At 30.9% G+C, this 22,058-nt stretch carries 21 protein-coding genes; 10 read left to right on the top strand and 11 right to left on the bottom strand.

Going from position 1 to position 22,058, the window contains the following annotated elements:
• The first annotated feature begins 14 nt into the window (after positions 1-14).
• The 3 genes from BTO06_RS14240 to BTO06_RS14250 all read left to right on the top strand — a co-directional run bounded on the left by BTO06_RS14240 (position 15) and on the right by BTO06_RS14250 (position 2,738).
• Entirely contained in the window at positions 15-311 is a 297-nt protein-coding gene (locus BTO06_RS14240) for a hypothetical protein (protein ID WP_100925949.1), read from the top strand.
• Positions 312-394: 83 nt separating this feature from the next.
• On the top strand, positions 395-2,005 hold the full coding sequence (locus BTO06_RS14245; RefSeq protein WP_100925950.1) for a SulP family inorganic anion transporter: 1,611 nt from the start codon (positions 395-397) through the stop codon (positions 2,003-2,005).
• Positions 2,006-2,108: 103 nt separating this feature from the next.
• Positions 2,109-2,738: a carbonic anhydrase family protein gene (locus BTO06_RS14250; RefSeq protein WP_100925951.1), complete on the top strand. Its 630-nt coding sequence runs from the start codon at positions 2,109-2,111 to the stop codon at positions 2,736-2,738.
• A 50-nt stretch (positions 2,739-2,788) separates the two neighbouring features.
• On the opposite strand, the gene BTO06_RS14255 is transcribed toward BTO06_RS14250, so the two are convergent.
• Positions 2,789-3,322 (bottom strand): CvpA family protein, encoded by a 534-nt coding sequence (locus tag BTO06_RS14255; RefSeq protein ID WP_100925952.1) that lies wholly within the window; start codon positions 3,320-3,322, stop codon positions 2,789-2,791.
• A 63-nt stretch (positions 3,323-3,385) separates the two neighbouring features.
• Between BTO06_RS14255 and BTO06_RS14260 the strand changes: the two genes are divergently transcribed.
• Positions 3,386-3,742 (top strand): hypothetical protein, encoded by a 357-nt coding sequence (locus BTO06_RS14260; protein ID WP_100925953.1) that lies wholly within the window; start codon positions 3,386-3,388, stop codon positions 3,740-3,742.
• Here BTO06_RS14260 and BTO06_RS14265 read toward each other — a convergent pair.
• Entirely contained in the window at positions 3,739-4,533 is a 795-nt protein-coding gene (locus tag BTO06_RS14265; protein WP_100925954.1) for an SDR family oxidoreductase, read from the bottom strand. The two genes, BTO06_RS14260 and BTO06_RS14265, sit on opposite strands and share 4 nt — an antisense overlap.
• A 119-nt stretch (positions 4,534-4,652) precedes the next feature.
• Between BTO06_RS14265 and BTO06_RS14270 the strand changes: the two genes are divergently transcribed.
• On the top strand, positions 4,653-6,041 hold the full coding sequence (locus tag BTO06_RS14270; protein WP_100925955.1) for a TlpA family protein disulfide reductase: 1,389 nt from the start codon (positions 4,653-4,655) through the stop codon (positions 6,039-6,041).
• Between the two features lie 580 nt (positions 6,042-6,621).
• Here BTO06_RS14270 and BTO06_RS14275 read toward each other — a convergent pair.
• Complete coding sequence (locus BTO06_RS14275) at positions 6,622-6,978, bottom strand: YraN family protein (RefSeq protein ID WP_100925956.1); 357 nt, start codon at positions 6,976-6,978, stop codon at positions 6,622-6,624.
• A 36-nt stretch (positions 6,979-7,014) separates the two neighbouring features.
• Here BTO06_RS14275 and BTO06_RS14280 point away from each other — a divergent pair, with 36 nt between their 5' ends.
• Positions 7,015-7,371 (top strand): hypothetical protein, encoded by a 357-nt coding sequence (locus tag BTO06_RS14280; RefSeq protein ID WP_100925957.1) that lies wholly within the window; start codon positions 7,015-7,017, stop codon positions 7,369-7,371.
• Between the two features lie 14 nt (positions 7,372-7,385).
• Here the strand turns inward: BTO06_RS14280 and BTO06_RS14285 are convergent, their stop codons facing one another.
• Genes BTO06_RS14285 through BTO06_RS14305 form a run of 5 tightly spaced genes read right to left on the bottom strand, consistent with a single transcriptional unit; the run spans position 7,386 to position 12,984 of the window.
• Positions 7,386-7,778 (bottom strand): hypothetical protein, encoded by a 393-nt coding sequence (locus BTO06_RS14285; protein WP_100925958.1) that lies wholly within the window; start codon positions 7,776-7,778, stop codon positions 7,386-7,388.
• Between the two features lie 10 nt (positions 7,779-7,788).
• A complete protein-coding gene (locus BTO06_RS14290; protein ID WP_443081480.1) occupies positions 7,789-8,766 on the bottom strand; it encodes a S66 peptidase family protein in 978 nt (325 codons plus the stop codon).
• A gap of 35 nt (positions 8,767-8,801) precedes the next feature.
• Complete coding sequence (locus tag BTO06_RS14295) at positions 8,802-10,970, bottom strand: PepSY domain-containing protein (RefSeq protein ID WP_100925959.1); 2,169 nt, start codon at positions 10,968-10,970, stop codon at positions 8,802-8,804.
• Between the two features lie 25 nt (positions 10,971-10,995).
• Positions 10,996-11,481, bottom strand: a complete 486-nt coding sequence (locus BTO06_RS14300) for a DUF2271 domain-containing protein (protein ID WP_100925960.1) — start codon at positions 11,479-11,481, stop codon at positions 10,996-10,998.
• A 9-nt stretch (positions 11,482-11,490) separates the two neighbouring features.
• On the bottom strand, positions 11,491-12,984 hold the full coding sequence (locus BTO06_RS14305) for an ankyrin repeat domain-containing protein (protein ID WP_100925961.1): 1,494 nt from the start codon (positions 12,982-12,984) through the stop codon (positions 11,491-11,493).
• 160 nt (positions 12,985-13,144) lie between these two features.
• Here BTO06_RS14305 and metG point away from each other — a divergent pair, with 160 nt between their 5' ends.
• Together metG and BTO06_RS14315 are read left to right on the top strand one after the other, a co-directional pair.
• Positions 13,145-15,199, top strand: a complete 2,055-nt coding sequence (gene metG, locus BTO06_RS14310; protein ID WP_100926803.1) for a methionine--tRNA ligase — start codon at positions 13,145-13,147, stop codon at positions 15,197-15,199.
• A gap of 14 nt (positions 15,200-15,213) precedes the next feature.
• Positions 15,214-16,626: a hypothetical protein gene (locus BTO06_RS14315; RefSeq protein ID WP_157811871.1), complete on the top strand. Its 1,413-nt coding sequence runs from the start codon at positions 15,214-15,216 to the stop codon at positions 16,624-16,626.
• Between the two features lie 31 nt (positions 16,627-16,657).
• On the opposite strand, the gene BTO06_RS14320 is transcribed toward BTO06_RS14315, so the two are convergent.
• From BTO06_RS14320 to BTO06_RS14330, 3 genes are all read right to left on the bottom strand, one after another.
• Positions 16,658-17,038 carry a hypothetical protein gene (locus tag BTO06_RS14320; RefSeq protein ID WP_100925963.1) on the bottom strand — a complete coding sequence of 127 codons (381 nt, stop codon included), beginning with the start codon at positions 17,036-17,038 and terminating at the stop codon, positions 16,658-16,660.
• A 1-nt stretch (position 17,039) separates the two neighbouring features.
• Positions 17,040-17,522: a DoxX family protein gene (locus BTO06_RS14325; RefSeq protein ID WP_232731469.1), complete on the bottom strand. Its 483-nt coding sequence runs from the start codon at positions 17,520-17,522 to the stop codon at positions 17,040-17,042.
• Positions 17,523-17,626: 104 nt separating this feature from the next.
• Positions 17,627-18,808 carry a helix-turn-helix domain-containing protein gene (locus BTO06_RS14330; RefSeq protein WP_100925965.1) on the bottom strand — a complete coding sequence of 394 codons (1,182 nt, stop codon included), beginning with the start codon at positions 18,806-18,808 and terminating at the stop codon, positions 17,627-17,629.
• Between the two features lie 63 nt (positions 18,809-18,871).
• On the opposite strand from BTO06_RS14330, the gene BTO06_RS14335 reads away from it, so the two are divergent.
• Entirely contained in the window at positions 18,872-19,774 is a 903-nt protein-coding gene (locus tag BTO06_RS14335; RefSeq protein ID WP_100925966.1) for a histone deacetylase family protein, read from the top strand.
• A gap of 154 nt (positions 19,775-19,928) precedes the next feature.
• Positions 19,929-22,058, top strand: coding sequence for a Tex family protein (locus tag BTO06_RS14340; RefSeq protein ID WP_100925967.1), 2,130 nt, complete (start codon positions 19,929-19,931; stop codon positions 22,056-22,058).

A 22,058-nucleotide genomic window follows, 5' to 3' on the forward strand; every position in this document is an offset into this window, starting at 1 on the left:
AAGGGTCACGAAATATGAAAACATCCTTTTTCACATATTTTTTTGCAATTACTTTAATTGCCTCTATCGCATTACCTACTTACTTTAGTATAAGTGATAGAGGATATGAATATTCTTCGGTAATTACGGACTTTGAAGATGACTCCGAACAAGGTGAATCAAATCATGACACGGACATTAAAATAATATATTTTAACAAAGAAAATTTAATTTTAAATCTTTTCAAAATTAAACAAAAAATCATTTACTTATCAAGCAGGTACACCGCACTTGCACTAAAAGTTGACTCCCCTCCACCAGAATTTAGTTAGATTTTTTTTTCGCATAACAAATATTAAAATAAATACATCAAAAACAAATAACTTAATAAAATAAGTTAAACAAATTTCAAAATATGTTTAAAACAATAAAAAATGATTTACCCGCTAGTATAGTGGTGTTTTTTGTCGCTTTACCATTATGTTTAGGTATTGCTTTAGCGAGTGGTGCTCCTTTATTTTCAGGATTAATTGCTGGTATTGTTGGTGGTATTGTAGTTGCCAGTATTAGTGGTTCGAGCATAGGTGTTAGTGGACCGGCAGCAGGGTTAGCCGCAATTGTTTTAGCTGCAATAGTAACTTTGGGAGGTCTTGAGAATGGTGGATTCGAAAAGTTCTTAGTAGCTGTAGTACTAGGAGGTATCATTCAGATACTTCTCGGGATTGCGAGGGCAGGAATCATCGCATACTTCTTTCCTTCTTCTGTTATAAAAGGAATGCTTACCGGTATAGGAATTATTATCATTCTAAAACAAATTCCTTATTTCTTTGGCATGGATAAGAATCCAACAGGTGATTATTCCTTCCTTCAAGTGGAATGGGATAATTTAATTTCTGGTTTACTCAACTCAATTAATGCTCTATTAAGTGGTAATATAAGTATTGGTGCAACACTTATTGGAATCATAGCTATAGGTATCTTACTATTATGGTCAAATGTATTAGCCAAAAAAGCTAAAATTTTCCAATTAATTCAAGGACCACTAGTTGCAGTTGTTGTCGGTATAATTTTCTTCCTTGTCACTCAGGGAGGATCTTTGGGATTATTAAAAGAACAACTTGTTTCTGTTCCAGTACCTGATAGTTTCGACAGTTTTAAAGCTCAATTTAGCTTTCCTAATTTCTCTGTAATAGGGGACAAAGATGTTTGGGTAATAGCATTTACTATTGCTATTGTTGCAAGTTTAGAAACATTATTATGTGTAGAAGCAACAGATAAATTAGACCCAGATAAAAATGTCACTCCAACTAATAGAGAATTAATAGCTCAAGGAACTGGAAATATTATTTCTGGTATGATTGGTGGGTTACCAATTACTCAAGTAATCGTAAGAAGCTCTGCAAACATTCAATCAGGAGGTAAAAGTAAAATGTCTGCAATTATTCATGGATTCTTTTTATTAATTTCTGTGATTATGATTCCAACTTTATTAAATAAAATTCCATTATCGGTGTTAGCGGCTGTACTTTTCATTGTTGGCTTTAAATTAGCTAAACCATCTACATTTACAAAAATGTATACATTAGGTTGGAAACAATTTGTACCATTTATGGCTACCGTTTTACCAATGGCAATAACAGGAGACTTATTACTAGGAATTGGTTTAGGTTTGGCCGTTGGAATTTTTGTTATCTTACTGAAAAGTTTTCAAAACTCTCACTTCTTACACAAAGAGGGAGCGGATGTTAACGATGGAAAAATTAAAATGACTTTAGCTGAAGAAGTAACCTTCTTTAACAAAGGAGCTATTCTAAAAGAATTAGATAACTTACCGGAAAACAGCTCCTTAGAACTAGATGTTCGTAAAACAAAATATTTAGATAATGATATCATAGAAATCCTTGAAGACTTTGCTTTCAAGGCAAAAGAACGAAACATTAATATTAAACTTCTATCTGAAAGAGGAATTGTTGAAAATCCCGCTAGCTACATTGAGTTTTTCAAACTTAGATCAAAGGCTGGTTAGAAGTTCTTGTTAAAATATAAAGGGACCTTGCTTTACTAAATTAAACTTGGTAATTTTTTATTAACAAAGACACAAAAGAAAACCATTAAACAACAATAAAAAAATGAGAGACACAGCGTTGACTAAAGACATACAGGCGAATTATTCGCCTCAGTCTGTTTTAGAAGATTTATTAGAAGGCAACAAACGTTATGTTGCCAATAACTTAACAAGTTCAAATGTGACCGAACTAGTAAAACAAACTACTGGAGGTCAGTTTCCTAAAGCCGTAATTTTATCCTGTATTGATTCGAGAGTTCCTGTAGAATTAGTTTTCGATCAAACTATTGGTGATATTTTTGTTGCTCGTGTAGCAGGAAATTTTGAAAACACAGATATTCTAGGAAGTATGGAATATTCTTGCGCAGTTGCAGGTAGTAAACTAGTACTAGTTTTAGGCCACGAAAGTTGTGGTGCAGTAAAAGCCGCTTGTGATGGTGTGGAGCTGGGAAATATTACAGCAATGCTAAGTAATATTACTCCAGCCGTAAAAATGGCTTCAGAACAAGTAGATGGAGTGGCAGATTCTTCCAATAAAGAATTCGTTGCTAAAACAGTAGAGAATAATGTAAAATTAACCATTGAAAGAATTAGAGAAAAAAGTAAAATTTTACAAGAAATGGAAGATAATGGAGAAATCACTATTGTTGGTGGTGTGTATTCATTAGCCACTGGTAAAGTAAGCATGTTATAAAAACATGAGAACTAATAAAAAGAAAAGCGATGATTAACTCATCGCTTTTTTCATTCTACTAATATTTCTGCAGTAGCATCTGAACTCTCAGTTTCATTATCATCTCCTTTTATAATCGAAGGAAAAATCATTGGAGCAATTTTCTTAACGGGTCTATATAAAATTGATTGATTCAAACTTTCCTTTTTCACAAAAGGAATAGTATCATTCATTCTTCCAAAAAAGATAAAAATCACACTCAAAATAAGTCCTATTTTTAACGCTCCAAAAACTCCACCAAGTATCTTATTCAAAATTCCCAAAGAAGCAAAATCCGCAATTTTCGTCAAGATTTTACCTAATAACGCAATCACAACAATTATAATCACAAAAGTCCCTGCAAATGCAACCAAAGTAACGTATTGTTCAGACCAATCTAAACTATTCTCTAACCAATCGCCTAGAAAATATGAAAAATGAATAGCTCCATAAACTCCGGCAACTAGTGCCACTAAAGAAGCCACCTCAACAAATAGACCTTTCATTAAGCCTCTAACAAAACCGAAAAGTAATAATGAAGCAATAATAATATCGAATACATTCATAGTACAGGAATTTGAACAAATATAAATAACTCATTCGTATCTTTGTATCTCAATTAAAGCATAATGAGTAAAGTTGGAAATTTAAAGGAAAAGTGGGACTTTTTAGTTGCTTCATTATCACAACAATTTGCTGAAGGTGATGAACTGAACCTAGATAGTATAATATATCTTATTGGAGTTCAAGAATTAGGACAAGGACAACGTCGATTTAAGAAAGATGAAAAAGTGAATTTAATGCATATTGCGATATGCAAACTTCTTGAACCTTATGGTTACTATGAATTCGATTATTTCGATGACGATGGTTGGCCACATTATAAAACACTCACTGAACTTCCTAATCTAAAACCAGGAGAACAAACTGTTTTAATGAAAGAAGCAATTGTTCAATATTTTGAATCTATTCAATTTTTCAATTAGGTCACACTCAATTTTCTAATCATTTTGGAGAGTAACTTAGGATAAAACCTTTTCGCATAAACACCTAGTTTTTCTTTTGCTCCTGCGATATACATCTCTTCCTTTTGTTGAGAAATTCCTTTACTCATGATTTTCGCAAATCTATCAGGATCAATTCCATTTGCCGTTGCAGTATCCATTTTTTCTTGTGGAGTTCCATCGCCAGTTAATGCATTTTTTGAAACGTTAGTAGTTACAAAGCCGGGGCAAATAAGCGTTACTTTGATATTATATTGATGAATTTCTGCCCGTAAACTATCAAAAAAACCATGTAAAGCATGCTTTGTCGCAGCATATGTAGAACGCAATGGTGTTCCTATTTTTCCTACTATACTTGTTGTAACAACAAAATGTCCTGATTTTTTTCGAATAAAATATGGAAGTAATGCTTTTGTCAAAGCTATAGTTCCCAAATAATTAATATTCATCAACCGCTTATCTACACTAATATCAGTTTCTGCTGCTAACGATCTCTGACTAATACCCCCATTATTCACTAGAATATCAACTGTTCCAAAGAATGAAATAGCTTCTTCTACTTTAGCTTCAAAATTTGAATAATTCTCTAGATCCAAAGATAAAATATAAACATCTTGTTTATTGAGACACAAATTCCTTACTTCATTTAAAGACAATTCATTACGAGAAGATAGTATTAATTTTGTATTTTGCTGCGAGAGATGAATTGCCAATGATTTTCCTATACCCGAGGAAGCTCCGGTAATCCAGACTATTTTATTCTTTAGACTCATTTTACCAAATAAAGTTTAATCTAAAGTACTCAATTTAAATAAGAAATAGTAATTTTGGTACGCTTAATAAAATAGCGGAACATAGAATAAATAAAACATAAAAAAATCCCTTGTTAACGATGAAAAGATTACTTGCTTTATTAATATTTGTTACAGCGGTTGCAAACGCCCAATACTCAGTAAAAGGAACCATGACTCCACCTGAAGAAAGTGACTGGGTTATCTTATATAAAATAGAAGGAGCAAAGCAAAAGTTTATTAGTAATTCTACTATTGTTTTCGAAGATGTAAACATTGGTGGAAATACTCAAAAGGTTGGAAGATTTGAATTGAACTTACCTCCTGATGCAAAAGAAGGAGCTTACAGAGTTACCTACAGAAACTCAGGTGCTGGTTTCGTTGATTTCTTTTTTAACAAGGAAAATATAGAATTCGTATTCAATCCAGTATATCCAGAAGAATCAATAGTTTTTACTAAATCGAGAGAAAACAAGGTATATAGGGAATATTTAGATGCTATTGCTACCATGCAAAGAAGTATTGATTCATTGCAGGTTGAATACTTGAAAAATGAAGATAAAAAATTCAAAAAAGCATATAAAAAAGCCTATAAAGAACAAGGAGAAATTCAGGAGATTTATGAAGGTAAATCTGAAGGGATGTTAGTAAATACTTTCATTGAAGCTTCTAAACCAACTAACTCCTCTTCTATATTTGATGACACGCAGGAATATCTAGATTATGTAGTTAGTAACTTCTTCAAGAATGTTGATTTTTCTAACTCAAAACTATATAGTTCTCCTTTTATTGTAGATAAGATTACTAATTATGTTTTTTACTTAAATATTGCTGAAAGTCAATCAGCACAGCAAAAATTGTATAACGAATCTATTGCAAAAGTAATGGGACTTGTAAAAGATAAAAAAGTTCGTAAAGAAGTTATCGAATACTTAATTACTCGATTTGCTAATGCAAGAAATTCTGAAATAGTTGATGGTCTTTTCACTAACTATTACGACAAATTACCTAGTAATTTTCAAGACCAAAAGTTTAGAGATGATAAAGTAGCATTATTACGTGCTACTGTTGGAAGAACTGCTCCAGATTTTTCTTGGAAAGAAGGAGAAAATGAATATAAGTTATCTTCTTTAAACGACGGAGAAAAGTATTTATTAGTATTCTGGAGTACAGGGTGTTCGCATTGTTTGAAGGAAATCCCTCAATTACACAGCTTTATGAAAACTCATAACAAAACTTCAGTAATTGCCTTTGGTATTGAACAAGCTGAACCAGAATGGACAGCTTATATCAAAAAATTAGATGGATGGCATAATGCTATTGGAACTCATCCTGATAATAAGTGGGAAAATGAAGTTGTAAGAACGTACCAACTAGTAGGTACTCCTACTTACTTTATTTTAAATAAAGACAAGAAAATTATAGCAATGCCAAACTCTTTCGAAGATGTAAAAGACTATTTCGTAAACAGCAGTGCAGATAAAGAATAAATAAGTTTATCTTATTAAAAAACTATCCAAAAACAGTTTTTCGTTAAACAACGATTACTGTTTTTGGATTTTTTTATTCGGTCATTGAGCTTAATATTTAGTACTATACTAATCTTTAATTCAAATCCTTAGTTACATAACAGTAGTTCTAGACTTTTTATCAAAATAGTCAGAATAAATAATTAACCATCAAGTATTATGAAATAAAAATAGATTTCAAAATATCTCTTGTAATTTTATACCAGATGGTTTTTCTAGAGTATAAAAATAATCTACATCACAAAAGTATTTCTATTATTATACTTTGGATTTAACATACTTAAAAATTGTACCGCACAGATAACTCACAAATTACATAGTACCACGATACGCATAAAAAAGGAGTTTACATTCAAGCTTACAAATTATAAAAGAAACCAAACTCTGATGATTTTATTACGTCCAATAAAATCGAAGTTATAGAACAGAATTCAAAACTAGAAATTAAAAAGTGAACGAGTATTAAAAGAAATAGAAAGTGAAACATCTTACTTTAAGAAAATAGTTAAACTGTATTTACATTGTAATGTCGTTTTTTATTTCAAAAAAACAAAAACGCATCTTCAATATGTTCTATCTCAAATGTGTAATTTCCGATAACTGAAATAATATCGAAACGAACTTCTAAATCTATATTAGATTCCTGCATGTAATGATCTAGAGCTGATGTGAGTAATTGAATTTTCTTTTGATTGATAAAGTCTTGAGGATTCCCAAAGTAATTTGACGTTCTTGTTTTTACTTCAACACCAATGATTACTTCATCTTTTTTAGCAATAATATCAACTTCGGCTTTGAGATATCTGTAATTACGACGTAGTATTTGATATCCTTTTTTTTTAAGATAATTAATTGCAGCATCTTCTCCTCTCTTCCCTAGTTCATTATGTTGAGCCATAGCTTTTTTTACAAAAATATCTATATTTGAATTAATATGAATGAAGAAAAATTATTTAAATACCTTTCTTTTTTAAAAACGGAATGTGCTAGACATAGCTATGATGGCCACATCGACGAAGATGAGATCAACCAATTTAATATTGAAATACGTCGTTTTAAAACTTACGTGATAGAATCTGAATTCATCTCGGATTCCTTTAAGCAAGAAATTTATAAAGTAGATTTTAATTTACATGAAACCAGACATAACAGAACTCAACCTAAATTTCTATTGTGGCTATTTGGTGGTGATTTTGGTAAACAACATTCGGAACAAGAGAATAGAAAATATCGTTTTCAAAAACTATCGAATGATATAGAAAGTCTTGAGTTTAGATTAAAAGCGATGTGAGTAGTATTCTTTATTTAAAGATAAAATTTAACCTCAAAATTATTTTGAATGCATTCTTCAAACAAAGAGACGAAACTTCTTAAATCTTCTTCATAATCCTTGAATGTGTAATCTTCATTTCTAAAGTTTTCAATAATTCTATTGGTATCAAAACCCTGGACAAAAGCTTCAAAATTCAAGACTTTTAAGTACAATTCTAATTCATCTTTTAATTGTATTAACTCATTATCTTTAAAATTCTGATTTTCATCAATCCAGTCAGAAGAATTTAAATTTAAATTGGTCAAAATGGGAAATCTAATTTTCACATCCTTTGGCCAATATTGTGAAAGATGAATCAATAAGTTAGGAGCTAATTCCTTGATAATATTGAAATCTTTATCAACAACTTCAAGCCATCTACCCATAGGAATAAATTTATTTAAAACTCACAGTAGATAATCGATCAGCAACAGATAATTTTACAGTTCGCCCCATAATTAAAGCTCTATTATCAGGTTCATGTCCAGCAGGGAAATCAAATAATACTGGAATATCATTCGGAACAATATCTAAAATTAACTGCTCAATAGAACTTCCCCAAGGAGTTGTATTCTTTCTAATTTTTGTCATGTCGCCAACAATAACACCTTTGATTTTGTTGAAATATCCCGCTCTTTTTAAACTTTGTAGCATACGATCAATGGCGTATTTATATTCTCCAATTTCCTCTATAAATAGAATCTTTCCATCTGTATTCAATTGGCTATCTGAACCTAACATTGATGCTAAAATTGCAATATTTCCTCCAACTAAAACTCCTTCAGTAGTTCCTTTTCTGTTTTCTTTAGATGATTTTATCGTATACTTTAATTCTTCTCCGAATAACGCTTTCCTAAAAGTTTCAATGGTTTCTGCAATATCCACTGGATTATCTTGCATACTCGTCCCCATCATTGCATGCAACGATTCAATTCCTAAATTATGAACATGATTATGAAAAGCTGTGATATCTGAATACCCAATAATCCATTTTGGATTTTCCTTAAATTTCGAAAAGTCTAATTGATCTAAAATTCTAACGGAACCATATCCGCCACGAGCGCTCCAAATAGCTTTTATTTGAGGATTATCAAGAGCTTCTTGAAAATCTTGACAACGTTGCTCGTCAGTTCCTGCAAAATGATTCGCCTGTGTAAAAACATGCTTTCCTATAGCAACTTTTAATCCCCAACTTTCAGCTAATTGCTTAGCCTTATCGATTACATGTATTCTATTCTTCAAAATTCCGGCAGGAGCTACGATAGCAATCTTATCTCCTTTTTGTAAATAAGCAGGTGTTGTTAATTTCATGTTTGTTTGAGCATTCATCGATAACAGAACCATCGATAACAAAAGAATTCCAAATCTCTTCATTCGTAAAAATACGTTTTGAATGAAAATTACTAAAATTAGTAGCAATCTACCAAGATTTGCTTTCTTTTTTCATAAAAACTTAGTGCTTGATTTCTTTTTGACAGTGCTTCTTCTAAAATTGAAAAAACCTCATTTTGCATGGTAATTGATCCACAAATCATAATTACTGCGTCGTTTTCTAAATCAGAAATAATAGCATCTATTTGTGTTTTAATAACATCTTGTACATACCTTTTCTCATTTTTCTCTCTGGAATATACCAAGTACAAACTATCAAGTAAATCTTCTCTTAGAATGTCTTTATACAATTCTAAAGATTTCTTTGTTCTTAATCCAAAATACAAGTCAATAGATGTAGTTCTTTGTTCAGAAATCATTCCTAAGAAAGGAGCAATTCCAGTTCCCGTAGCAATCATAATTACTTTTGAGGCTTTCTTAGGAAAATGAAAAGATGAATTTCTTTTAATGAAAGCTTTTATAGATTCACCTTGTTGAAGATTATATAGATAGTTAGAGCATAATCCTAATTCATGCTTTCGTACACTTAATAAAAGTGAATTATCTATTTTGGCAATTGAATATAATCGCTCGTGTGTTTGTTTGTTTGCATAAACCCCTAATAAATCTCCTGAGGTGAAATTTTTATGACAATCATCAAATGTTAATAAGAACGTATCATCGTTAGTGATTTTGAACTTAGAAGACAACTTAAGTTTAAATGATTTTTGTTGCTTACTCACAATTCTTTTATCTAACTTTAAGTTAACAGAGATTCTATTATTTAATTCCTTAGTCCACTCCGAAAAAGCTTCAAACGATTTATTATTGATCTTATATAACGGAAGTAATTCTGCTGCATTTTCTTTTTGTTCCAACGCAGATTGAACATCAATTCCAAACTGACAAAATTTTGGATAGGACAATGATCCAAACGCAACGACTGAAAATTGAAATTGACGATCATTTTTCTCCTTGATTAATTCTAAAAAATTAGAACCATTTGCTGGTGAATCACCTTCACCATAAGTAGCAGTCAGGACAATTAAATATTTCATTTTCTCGTAAGATGTATACTTATTTAAATCAGTAATAAAAACTCTTTTACCTTCATTATAAAGAGCTTTATAAAGCATTTTACCATAACTTCGAGTACTTCCATTCTCTGATCCAACTAATAGTATAATCTCGCTCTCATCCTTATTGTATCGGTTCTTTATTTTTCCTTTTATTCTTTCAAAAGTCATTGCGAATCCAGAGTAAATGAAATACAGCGTAACTATACTTGCTAATAATAAAACTACAGACCAAAAAATAGAACCTTGACCCGTATGAAGTAATAAGCTATAATGCAAGATTAGTTTTGAAAAAGGGTAATGTATTTCACTCAATATTTCTCCAGTAATTTGGTTTACTGTTATCTCTTTGTTTTTTAATTCTAAAAGAAAATAATCCTCAACATCAGAAGAAAATGGGAATTCAATTTTTTTGAATTCTGACAGTTTCGTGTTGTTGAATATTTCAAATTCAGTAATTGTTTTTTTAGGAGCTGAGTTTACTCCATCGAAATCTATAACCTGTTTGGTTTTATGTTTAGGTAATAGATTGAACTTTTCTAAGGAAAGATATACTCCAGTAAACGTAATAATGAGTAAAGGGATTAGAAATATTCTTCCGAACGCGACATGTGAAAATTGATAAAAATTCTCTTTAGAAATTTTGGAAAAGAACTTTTTAAATCCGCCTTGCCTTTTAAGAATTAAAAACAACCCTGAAATTGTAATTAGAAACAGTAAAAAAGAAACTAAACCAACAATAAAACGTCCCGTACTTTTTAAAAATAATGATCTATGTAAACTTGTTGCAAACTTAAAAACCGCTTCTTTTTCAATGACTTCTCCAATTTTATTTCCTGTTTTAGGATGAATATAAAATGTTTGACTTTCTCCTTCTTTCGTAATTACAGAGGCAATAATAAAATTTTCATTGTTTCGTTCAACAGCAATTACTTCTTCATATTCCATTTGTAATACCATAACCATTTCACTCACAGAAATATCTGATAAATCTGAAATAGCATAAGGCTTCAATTGATTGGTAATCGGTTCAAAGGCCAATATTATTCCTGTAATTGAAGCTAATGTGATAAACAAAAAAGAAGATATAGCCAATGTTAAATGACTATACCTCCAAATGGACATTGACATATTTACAACGAAAAAGTTATTTTGATTAATTCTGTGGTATCATTCTTACATAACGAATAAAGCCTTTTCCTTCGAACTTATTCTTCACATTTTCTGATGTTAATTCAAACTCTACATCATCCGCATAATATTCTTGATCCTCCACTGCAGTTTCAAAACGAATTTTATAACCTGCATCAATTTTATCAGCGTCAATTTCTAAAACTTTTATAGCACGTTGACCTCCACTAATTGTTGCTCCTGTAACAGCATCAATATCGTTGCGTTTCTTTCCGTAAAAATCCCACCATTGATAAATTTCATGATACCATTCCTCATCATCACCTAATACCTGAAGTGTTTCTAAATATTTGCCTTCTTTATCTAAAAGCGAAACCACAACATATGCTCCTTCACCATCATAATTCTTTAACTGAATCATGCATTTGTATTTACTACGTTCAATAGTTGTGAAAGCAAAAGTAATTGCGCATAATAATAGTATTCCTGTAATTTTTTTAAGTACTCCCATGTATTCAAATTATTTTAAAAAACTTAAATCAAACTTTGATAATTGCTCATTTTCTTTAGCTAAATCTAAAACGGTTTCATCAAAACTTGTTGTTACCGATTTATCTGCTCCTTGAATTAATAAATACTCAATTATTTTTGGATTTTTAGCTACCATAACTGCCATTTGTAAGGCAGTTACACCATCATTATTTTTGGCATTTACATCAATATTAAATGTTTTCAAAAATTGTAATAACGATACATCACCTTTATCAGCTGCAAGATGTAATAATGTATTTCCATCTTTTTGAGGTGTAGTAATATCAAAACCTTTTTCCTTAAGTAATTGAATTTTTGAGGTAAATTCTTTCTCCTTTTTTGAAGAATACGTTTGTGCTAAATAGTATCCCAAATTGTTTCCTTTTTTATCCTTTACAGAAACATTTGCGTTTTGCTCTAACAAGTATTTTACAACTTCTGGTGTGTTTCTCATTGCTCTTGTAAGTGCAGATTGTCCTTTAGCATTTACCTCGTTAATATCATCAGTATGCTTTCTAAGTAATTTAATTACAGCTAAAGAGTTTCTAGTGCTTGCGTTTATTAAAGCTGTATTACCCTCTTCGTTTTTGGAATTCACATTTATTCCATTTTGAATAAAATATTGAATAGTCTCAATATCTTTATTTGAATAAGCCAAATTATGCAACGGAGTTAAACCCTGCTTATTTGCAATATTTACCTGAACTCCTAATCCTTCTAAATATTTAAAAAACTCTAATGAGTTATATCCTCTTCTTCCGCCTTGTGTGGCCATTATCATAGCATTTCCACCGTTCTTATTTATATTTTTATATGGCAGCCCTTTTTCAATTAATTCTCTTATAATTTTTTTATTTCCTTTTTTTGCTGCATAGTTAACGGCACCATTACCATGATCATCTGTATCGAGTAAATTCAATCCTTTCGAAACAAAATAGTCAACTAAAGTTAAATCCTTTAATGATGGAATTAATAATAACAAAGAATTGGCACCATTTCTGTTCTTTTCATTGTTGATGTCAGCTCCTATTGAAATAAGATAATCATAGAGTTTAGTATTTTGTTGACCAGTAGTTGCGGCAAAGTTTAATAATGAATATCCATGACTATCAATGATATCGGTTTTAGCTCCTTTTGAAACTAAATATTTCATTAATTCAACACGATTCGTATAGGCTGCCCAGAAAATATAAGTTCTTCCATCATGGGTAATTTTATTTACTCCATTACCCTTAATGGTTAGTAAATACTTTATTACTTCATCACCAACAACATCCGACTTTTCCAATAAACCATTAGCAATTGCATCGAAACTATGTTTGTTTAACGCTGTTGGATCGTTTCCTTCTTCAATTTTTTGCTTTACTAACGCTAAGGATGGTTTTGATTTCCAAAAAGATCTTTCAAGGAATATATTTTTACTTTTTTGCGCCTGAAGTAGCATCGAAGCAAACACAAAAAATAGTAGCGATTTTACTCTCATAATACTGAATTTAGAAGTGCAAATATAATATTATTTATAATTAATCTAAATTAATCTAGGTTGTTTAGCATGATTTAACATTATGACCGTAAAAACAAGACGCTCAAACAAATTATTAACTACATTTGTAACCCAAAATATTTTAGATTTTACACTAACAATGAGTTCTTCAAAAAGATATACAATTACAGCTGCATTACCCTATACAAATGGTCCTATCCATATTGGTCATTTAGCTGGAGTTTATGTGCCTGGTGATATTTATGCACGTTTTTTACGTTTAAAAGGAAATGATGTGGTTTACATCTGTGGATCAGATGAGCATGGTGTTGCTATTCCTATGCGTGCGAAAAAAGAAGGTGTTACACCTCAACAAATTATCGATAAATATCACGGAATTATTAAGCAATCTTTTGAAGATTTTGGAATTTCATTTGATAACTATTCACGTACTTCTGCTGACATTCATCATAAAACTGCTTCTGAGTTTTTCAAAAAAATGTATGAAGATGGTGAGTTTGTTGAGGAAGTTTCTGAACAATTATATGATGCTGAAGCGGATCAGTTTTTAGCAGATCGTTTTGTTATTGGTACGTGCCCTAAATGTGGGTTTGAAGAAAGTTATGGTGACCAATGTGAAAACTGTGGTACAAGTCATAATGCTACGGATTTAATTAATCCTAAATCGGCAATTACAGGTAATGTTCCTGTTTTAAAACAAACAAAACACTGGTTTTTACCTTTAGATAAGCATGAAGCATTCTTACGTGAATGGATTTTAGAAGGTCATAAAAGTGATTGGAAATCTAATGTATTAGGACAAGTAAAATCTTGGATTGATGATGGTTTACGTCCTCGTGCGGTAACTCGTGATTTAGATTGGGGTATTCCTGTACCTGTTGAAGGAGCTGATGGGAAAGTATTATACGTTTGGTTTGATGCACCAATCGGTTATATTTCTTCAACGAAAGAATGGGCTGCTCGAGAAGGTAAGAACTGGGAAGACTATTGGAAAGATGAAAACACCAAATTAGTTCACTTTATTGGAAAAGATAATATTGTATTTCACTGTATTATTTTCCCTTCAATGTTAAAAGCACATGGTGGTTATATTTTACCAGAAAACGTTCCGGCAAATGAGTTTTTGAATTTAGAAGGAAATAAATTATCTACTTCTAAAAACTGGGCTGTTTGGTTACATGAATATTTAGAGGAATTTCCAGGACAGCAAGATATATTGCGTTATACATTAACTGCAAACGCTCCGGAAAATAAAGACAACGATTTTACTTGGAAAGATTTCCAGGCGAAAAATAATAACGAATTAGTTGCCATTTTTGGAAATTTTATCAACCGTGTTGTCGTACTTACAAACAAATATTATAATGGAATAATTCCTGTGTCAGGAGATTATTCAGAAGTAGATGAAGATGTTTTAGAGCAATTAAAACAATTTCCTGATGTTATTGCAAAATCTATTGAACGTTATCGATTCAGAGAAGCTTCTCAAGAATTGATGAACTTAGCACGTTTGGGTAACAAATATTTAGCAGATGAAGAGCCTTGGAAAGTAATCAAGGAAGATGAAGAACGTGTAAAAACTATCATGTATGTTGCTTTACAAATTGCTGCTGCACTTTCTATAGTTTCTGAACCATTCTTGCCATTCACTTCATCAAAATTAAAATCAATTTTAAAAGTTGATGAAAACCTAAGCTGGAATGATGTAACTGAAAAAGAAGCTTTATTACCAGAAGAACATCAAATTGGTAAAGCGGAATTGTTATTCTCAAAAATAGAAGACAAAACCATCCAAGCTCAAATTCAGAAATTAGAGGATACTAAAAAGGCAAATGAAGCTGCCAACAAAGAAGTAGAACCTCAAAAAGACACAATTGAATTCGATGATTTCACTAAAATGGATATACGAATTGGAACTATTTTAGAAGCAGAAAAAGTAGCGAAAACTAAAAAATTATTGAAACTGAAAGTTGATGTTGGAATTGATGTTAGAACCATTGTTTCTGGAATCGCAGAGAGTTTTAAACCAGAAGATATAGTTGGACAACAGGTTACTGTTTTATGTAATTTAGCTCCTAGAAAAATACGTGGTGTGGAAAGTCAAGGTATGATTTTAATGACAGATGCTGAAGATGGATCTTTAGCGTTTGTAGAGCCACAACAAAAAGTACAAAACGGCGGACAGATCTGCTAATAAATTAATTAAATATGCTAAGATTAAGAATACTATTTGGGATGATTGCCTTTATATCATCCCAAATAGCTAATACACAAGAAACACTTTCTTCTTTTAAAAATGACTTAAAAACTACAAGTACTAATGTTAGTGTCAAAGACGCAATTCCTGTAGTAAATCATTTAAATAATAACGTTGCTCTTTTTATTACCGATCCAAAAAACATTTATGGATATTTATTAAATGACAACTTAGCTGTAAAGAATAAATTGGCTTTTACTAATAAACAAAGAACATTTAAAACACTAATAGGTAATAGCATTTATAACAATAATTATCAAGTATTTTTAGCCAATAAAAAAAGAAATAAATTCCTTTTCGCAAACTTCTCTTTTGAAAAACAGGAATCACAAACAAAGCAGTTTTCCTTAAATACTCCAGACGAGAAATTTATTCAATCACTATCTCTAAATAATCGATTTTATTTAATTTCTGCGAATAAGAAAACAGATGAGCTATTTGTTTATTCTTTTGATGAAAAAGGAATTAGTAAAAGACATAAGGTTACTTTACCTGATTTCAATTTTCTCGGAAAAACAGGGAAAGTTGTGACACCCGTTGCTTTACTATTCTCTCAAAAAAGTGATTTAAAGAAAATTGATACTGATGTACCGAATCCAGTTGAAACTTCAGGGGATTTAAACAAAATGTACATTAGAGAAAACTCTATTGTTTTTTCTTTTGATACTAATAAAAATTTGACTCAAGTTTTAACTATTGATTTGAAAACTTTTTCGTCTGCAGCTAAATCATTTAAAAAGCCACTGGAGGAATTTAAATCCAAAGAAAAAAAATCAAACTCTTTTATTATAGATGATAAGATATTCCTTGCCACCACAAATTCAGAAAAATTAGTATTACAGATACTAGACTACAATACAGGTAACCTTATTAAGGAATATCTCATAAAAAAAGATCAACTTATTTCATTTAAAAATACTCCGATTATTCAACGAGGAGGACTATATGTTCCGACTAGAAGAATGGAGAAAACTAAAAAATATCTACGAAAAATCAATAAAGACAACTTTGGACTATCTGCTAGAAAAGTAGATGGTAAATATCATTTAGTTATGGGAGGCTATATTCCAGTTGGTACTCGTGGTGTGGGAGCTGGTTTTGGAAATTTCTCTGTATTTTTCAATGTATCCCAAAGTTCTTTTAATTCTTCCATAAATAGTGTTTCAACTATCATTGAATCTTTATTTGATGAAGAAATGAATCACGTAGAAGGAAAAATAAAAGATGATGCTTTTGATAAAATGAAGCCTTTCCATTCTAAACCTAGAAAAGGTGAAACCTTATTTAAGTTCAAAGACTTCTTTGTATACGTGACTTACTATTCTGGATCTAAATTATTTAGATTAGAAGAATTTAAAGATTAATAAAAAAAAGAGCCTTTTACAAGGCTCTTTTTTATTCTCTTTGAATCACTACACTTTCAATATCATTAAATTTTGTAGAATATATTATATTCTCTGGTTTGTATTCAAATTGTAGGACTCTATTTGGTTTACCTTTCAATTCATAGATTTCACCATTTTTTACGAACTTAAATTCTATTCCCGATACTGCAGTTTTCTGAGATAATGATGTTTCATAAATACCGTCTTTATCTTCATCTGTTAATGGTACTTCTACTTTCCATCTAGGTTTGGTAAAATTTCCTTTTACACCAATAGAGTTTACATCATCTACTCCTCTCATGTCGATCTTTACTTGAACAGTTTTTAGATGTTGTTCTTGCACACAACTCGCTGTGATAATTGCTATTATAAGTATTGCTAATTTTTTCATTCTATAATTTTTTAGATATTAAATAATCGATTCCGAATCTTCCTGATCCTAAGTATAAGTTATAGGTTGCCATCCATAAGAATCCCATAGCTGGTAACATTCCCCAAGTTCCTTGATTCCACTTTTGCATAAAAATGGCTACTAACATGGTACAGATAATTAAAAAAGATGTAATTCTTGTTTTTAATCCGAATGCTAATAATAATCCTCCAACAGCTTCACTAAAAGCACCCATCCAAGCGAAGAAAACCGAAAATAACGCGAATATTCCTCCGTAAGCAGCTACGTCTTCTGGAAACCAAGCTGAAACTTCAAATAAACTTAGGTTACGATCTGCTGGCGTCCATGGCATTCCAAACTTACTCGCACCAAAATCTATTGTAAGTAACATTCCACATATAAATCGAATGATTGCAAAGTGTAAATCTACTATCCAATGTTTTTGTAATACAGGTGTAATTAATTTTTTAAGAACAGTTTTCATAAGTAAAATTTTTATCTCGTTTTTGATGACACAAAGATTTCAAATTACTTATACGTGGACGACTTATAACGTATTTAGAAGGCTCATTTACGATTTGAGACGTCTTATTTTGGTAAATTTTGTAAGAATTCGGTTGGTGAAGTATTGGTTATTTTTTTGAAAACTCTATTGAACGTAGCTTTACTATTAAACCCACAATCCATAGCAATTCCTAAAAGAGAAAGTTGTTTATGAGCTCCATTTTCTAACTCTTTTTTAAAAGCATTCACTCTAAACTCATTAATAAAATCATTAAAGTTTTTCTGAAAGCCTTTATTTATAATTTGAGAAAGTTCATTACGATGCATTTCTAATTCCGAAGCTAAATCCGACAAGTTTAACTCGGAATTCAAATATGGTTTTTCGGTTTTCATAAATTCAGATATCAACTGAACTTCATCTTCTGATATGTTTTGATTAGTTTCTTTTTGAACAGTTTTAATTTCATTAGGCGTAAAACTAAATGACAAATTGTTCAACTTTCCTGTATCTGTAAAATAACCTCTAACTCCAATATAAATGGTAATAATCGCCATAAACAAATTCAACCACCATTGTTGTGTATAACTCAATTCAATAAATGCAACATTTATTACTGTTTGAATACTACTGTATAAAAAAAGTGAAGTGAAAACTATTAAAAAACTTAGCACCCAATTCAATTCTAGTTTGTAGGTATTAGAAAAGTACTCTTTAATCTTAGTTCGGTAATTGTAGAATAGCTGAAAAGTAAATGCCAAATACAGTAACATAACCGAGAAATCTAAAAACACTAAAACTGGTTGTACAATGTTTTCATCCAAAGCAATTTTTAAAACTCCATTTTGCTTATCATTAAAACCTGGTTGTAAAGAATCGTAGATATAAATAAATACTCTAAAAAACACTAAACAAATAGCCAATGTAAAATGTAAAATATCTCTTCTTTTAAATTTAAAATTAGACTGCGTTATAGATTTCACATAAAAATAAATCAATGGTCCTAAAGCCAAAGCTATCGGCATTAACCAGTAATTTATTTTGGTAGTTTTATAAACATTATACCATCCCATAAAACCAACTGTATAACAGATTTGTTGATAACAAACTAAGAGTAAAATTGATGCTAATATAAAATGAGATATGTTTTTCCCTTTACTAAATTTCGCAAATAACAAACCTGATAGTAGCACTCCTTGCACCACTAAAACTAATAACGGAGTACTATAAAAATTGAAATCTGGAAAAGTAGAAAGTGGTAATATCATACTCAAATATAAAAAATTAAGTTTCAGAAAGATTTTATAATTTAGCTTTGAAATTAATTGTTGATGTTAAAAATCGCGTACCATCCTATTTACAATCATCCATTGCCGGATAATCATCGATTTCCAATGGATAAATACGATTTAATTCCACAACAATTAGTCCATGAAGGTACATGTACAGAAGATAATTTCTTTGAACCAGAAATACCAAATAACAAACACTTCTTTTCGGTTCATACTCCTGAATATTTTTTCGATCTATTAAACATAACACTTTCAAAGAAAGAAGAGCGTAAAATTGGTTTTCCTTTAAGTGAACAACTAATTGCACGTGAAATGATTATTACAGATGGAAGTATGAAAGCTTCTGAATTTGCTTTAGAACACAAAATTGCAATGAATATCGCCGGTGGGACACATCATGCTTTTACAGATAGTGGCGAAGGGTTTTGTTTACTAAATGATCAAGCAGTTTCCGCTCGTTACCTTCAAAATAAAGGACTGATAGAAAAAGCATTAATTGTTGATTTAGATGTGCATCAGGGAAATGGTACAGCAGAAATTTTTAGAGATGATCCTTCTGTTTTTACTTTTTCCATGCATGGGAAAACGAATTATCCCTTTCATAAAGAACAATCCGACTTAGATATTCCACTAGAGAATGAAACCAAAGATGAAGAATATCTTTCTATCTTAAAAAACACATTGCCAAAATTAATTTACGAACACCAACCTGATTTTATTTTTTATCAATGTGGTGTGGATATTTTAGAAAGTGATAAACTCGGTAAACTAAGCGTTTCATCAGAAGGCTGTAAAGAACGAGATCGATTCGTTTTACAAACTTGCTTCGATCAAAAAATCCCTGTAATGTGTAGTATGGGCGGCGGATATTCTCGAGATATCAATATCATTGTCCAAGCTCATGCGAATACTTTTCGTTTGGCTCAAGAAATATTTTTTTAATAGTAAATTGTCATTCTGAACTGGTTTCAGAATCTTTTAATAAGAAGTTAAAATAAATTCAGCTTGACGAGAACTTAATTTAATTCTCATCAATAAAATCCTACTTTTTTGTTTCTTTGTAACTCTAAATTCATTTTAAAAATACGTACTGTCAATGCAGCTAATTTCATATATATCCTCAAAAACTTCGTATGCTCAAAAAAGTATTCAAAATACGGTTGAATTGTTGAATGAAGATTGTACAATTCCGTTTATTGCTCGTTATCGTAAGGAACGAACTGGAAATTTAGATGAAGTTGAAATCGAAAAAATTGTTGCATTAAAAGAAGCTTTTGAAACATTAGAGAAAAGAAAGAAAGCTATTCTTAAAGCGTTAGAAGAACAAGAAGTACTTACTTCAGAATTACAATCAAAAGTTGAGAACGCACAAGATGTAACGACCTTAGAAGATATTTACTTACCGTATAAGAAAAAGCGTAAAACGAAGGCCGAGACTGCAAGAAATAATGGATTAGAACCATTAGCAAAAATCATTATGAGTCAGAAATCTGATGATTTAGATTATATCGCTTCTAAGTATGTAAATGACAAGATTGAAAATAAAGATAAAGCTCTAGAAGGAGCCAGACATATTATTGCTGAATGGATTAACGAACGAACAGATATACGTAATTTAATTCGTAGAGAATTAGAACGCTTTTCTACAATTGTTACCAAAGTTGTAAAAACGAAAAAAGATGATGAAAATGCTCAAAAATTTAAAGATTATTTCGATTGGTCTGAGAATTTAAGTAGAATTCCTTCGCATCGTTTATTGGCAATTTTAAGAGGAGAAAAAGAAGGAATTATTCGTGTGAAGGTTGAAATTGACGACGATCGTGTATTAGAAAAAGTAGATCGTAAATTAATTCGAAGTAATAATGAATGTGGCGCTGAAATTCAATTGGCAATTGACGACAGTTACAAACGTTTATTATTACCTTCATTAACTACGGAAGCAATGAATGTTGCTAAAGAAAAGGCCGACGAATCTGCGATTACAGTGTTTAAAAACAACCTTGAACAACTCTTATTAGGAGCTCCCTTAGGAGAGAAAAGAATTCTAGCTATTGATCCAGGGTATAGAACAGGTTGTAAAGTGGTTTGTTTGAGTGAACAAGGAGAATTATTGCATAACACCGCAATTTACCCAAACGCTCCTCAAAACAAAACTACAGAGTCAGCTTACACTATTGAACACTTAATTAAAAAATATAATATCGAAGCTATTTCCATTGGAAACGGAACTGCATCAAGAGAAACAGAGCGATTTGTAAAGAATATTACTATCACAAAAAATCTTGAAATCTTTGTGGTAAATGAAGCTGGAGCTTCTATATATTCAGCTTCTAAAATTGCAAGAGATGAATTTCCTAATGAAGATGTAACCGTTCGTGGTGCAGTTTCAATCGGAAGACGTTTAGCAGATCCTTTAGCGGAATTAGTAAAAATAGATCCGAAATCAATCGGTGTTGGTCAATATCAACATGATGTGGATCAAAATCAGTTAAAAAAGTCTTTAGACACCGTAGTTCAACATTGTGTGAATAAAGTTGGTGTAAATATCAATACCGCCAGTGCTTCTTTGTTGAGTTATGTTTCTGGAATTGGACCAAAATTAGCGGAAAACATCGTAAATCATAGAAATCAAAATGGGGTTTTTAAAACACGTAATGACATTAAAAAAGTAGCTCGTTTAGGAGGAAAGGCTTTTGAGCAATCTGCGGGCTTTTTAAGAATTAAACAAGGTGCAAATCCTTTAGACGATTCAAGCGTGCATCCAGAGAGTTATTCTTTGGTAAAAAACATAGCTAAAGATTTAAGGTTAAAAACAGAAGATTTAATTGGAAATACAAAGCAATTAAAAGAGATTCAACTGAATAAATATGTTACTTCAGATTTTGGTTTGCCAACGCTAAAAGACATTGTAAAAGAATTGGAAAAACCAGGTTTAGATCCACGTGAAAAAGCAAAAGCTTTTTCGTTTAGTGAAGAAGTAAAAACCATCGACGATTTAAGAATGGGAATGGTACTTCCTGGTATCGTAAATAACATTACAAATTTTGGATGTTTTGTTGATATTGGAATCAAAGAGAGCGGCTTAGTCCACATCTCAAATTTGTCCGATACTTTTGTCGAAGACATCAATAAAATAGTTCGTCTGCAACAACAAGTTCAAGTAAAAGTTTTAGAAATAGATATTTCACGAAAAAGAATTCAGTTGCAACTCATAAACAAAGCATAA

The organism is Tenacibaculum sp. SZ-18, from assembly GCF_002813915.1.
Taxonomy (GTDB): domain Bacteria; phylum Bacteroidota; class Bacteroidia; order Flavobacteriales; family Flavobacteriaceae; genus Polaribacter.

Excerpts from the sequence above, each read along its gene's own strand:
- BTO06_RS14240 (WP_100925949.1), top strand. The coding sequence starts at position 15 with ATGAAAACATCCTTTTTCACATATTTTTTTGCAATTACTTTAATTGCC.
- BTO06_RS14245 (WP_100925950.1), top strand. The coding sequence starts at position 395 with ATGTTTAAAACAATAAAAAATGATTTACCCGCTAGTATAGTGGTGTTT.
- BTO06_RS14250 (WP_100925951.1), top strand. The coding sequence starts at position 2,109 with ATGAGAGACACAGCGTTGACTAAAGACATACAGGCGAATTATTCGCCT.
- BTO06_RS14255 (WP_100925952.1), bottom strand. The coding sequence starts at position 3,322 with ATGAATGTATTCGATATTATTATTGCTTCATTATTACTTTTCGGTTTT.
- BTO06_RS14260 (WP_100925953.1), top strand. The coding sequence starts at position 3,386 with ATGAGTAAAGTTGGAAATTTAAAGGAAAAGTGGGACTTTTTAGTTGCT.
- BTO06_RS14265 (WP_100925954.1), bottom strand. The coding sequence starts at position 4,533 with ATGAGTCTAAAGAATAAAATAGTCTGGATTACCGGAGCTTCCTCGGGT.
- BTO06_RS14270 (WP_100925955.1), top strand. The coding sequence starts at position 4,653 with ATGAAAAGATTACTTGCTTTATTAATATTTGTTACAGCGGTTGCAAAC.
- BTO06_RS14275 (WP_100925956.1), bottom strand. The coding sequence starts at position 6,978 with ATGGCTCAACATAATGAACTAGGGAAGAGAGGAGAAGATGCTGCAATT.
- BTO06_RS14280 (WP_100925957.1), top strand. The coding sequence starts at position 7,015 with ATGAATGAAGAAAAATTATTTAAATACCTTTCTTTTTTAAAAACGGAA.
- BTO06_RS14285 (WP_100925958.1), bottom strand. The coding sequence starts at position 7,778 with ATGGGTAGATGGCTTGAAGTTGTTGATAAAGATTTCAATATTATCAAG.
- BTO06_RS14290 (WP_443081480.1), bottom strand. The coding sequence starts at position 8,766 with ATGAAGAGATTTGGAATTCTTTTGTTATCGATGGTTCTGTTATCGATG.
- BTO06_RS14295 (WP_100925959.1), bottom strand. The coding sequence starts at position 10,970 with ATGTCAATGTCCATTTGGAGGTATAGTCATTTAACATTGGCTATATCT.
- BTO06_RS14300 (WP_100925960.1), bottom strand. The coding sequence starts at position 11,481 with ATGGGAGTACTTAAAAAAATTACAGGAATACTATTATTATGCGCAATT.
- BTO06_RS14305 (WP_100925961.1), bottom strand. The coding sequence starts at position 12,984 with ATGAGAGTAAAATCGCTACTATTTTTTGTGTTTGCTTCGATGCTACTT.
- metG (WP_100926803.1), top strand. The coding sequence starts at position 13,145 with ATGAGTTCTTCAAAAAGATATACAATTACAGCTGCATTACCCTATACA.
- BTO06_RS14315 (WP_157811871.1), top strand. The coding sequence starts at position 15,214 with ATGCTAAGATTAAGAATACTATTTGGGATGATTGCCTTTATATCATCC.
- BTO06_RS14320 (WP_100925963.1), bottom strand. The coding sequence starts at position 17,038 with ATGAAAAAATTAGCAATACTTATAATAGCAATTATCACAGCGAGTTGT.
- BTO06_RS14325 (WP_232731469.1), bottom strand. The coding sequence starts at position 17,522 with ATGAAAACTGTTCTTAAAAAATTAATTACACCTGTATTACAAAAACAT.
- BTO06_RS14330 (WP_100925965.1), bottom strand. The coding sequence starts at position 18,808 with ATGATATTACCACTTTCTACTTTTCCAGATTTCAATTTTTATAGTACT.
- BTO06_RS14335 (WP_100925966.1), top strand. The coding sequence starts at position 18,872 with ATGTTAAAAATCGCGTACCATCCTATTTACAATCATCCATTGCCGGAT.
- BTO06_RS14340 (WP_100925967.1), top strand. The coding sequence starts at position 19,929 with ATGCAGCTAATTTCATATATATCCTCAAAAACTTCGTATGCTCAAAAA.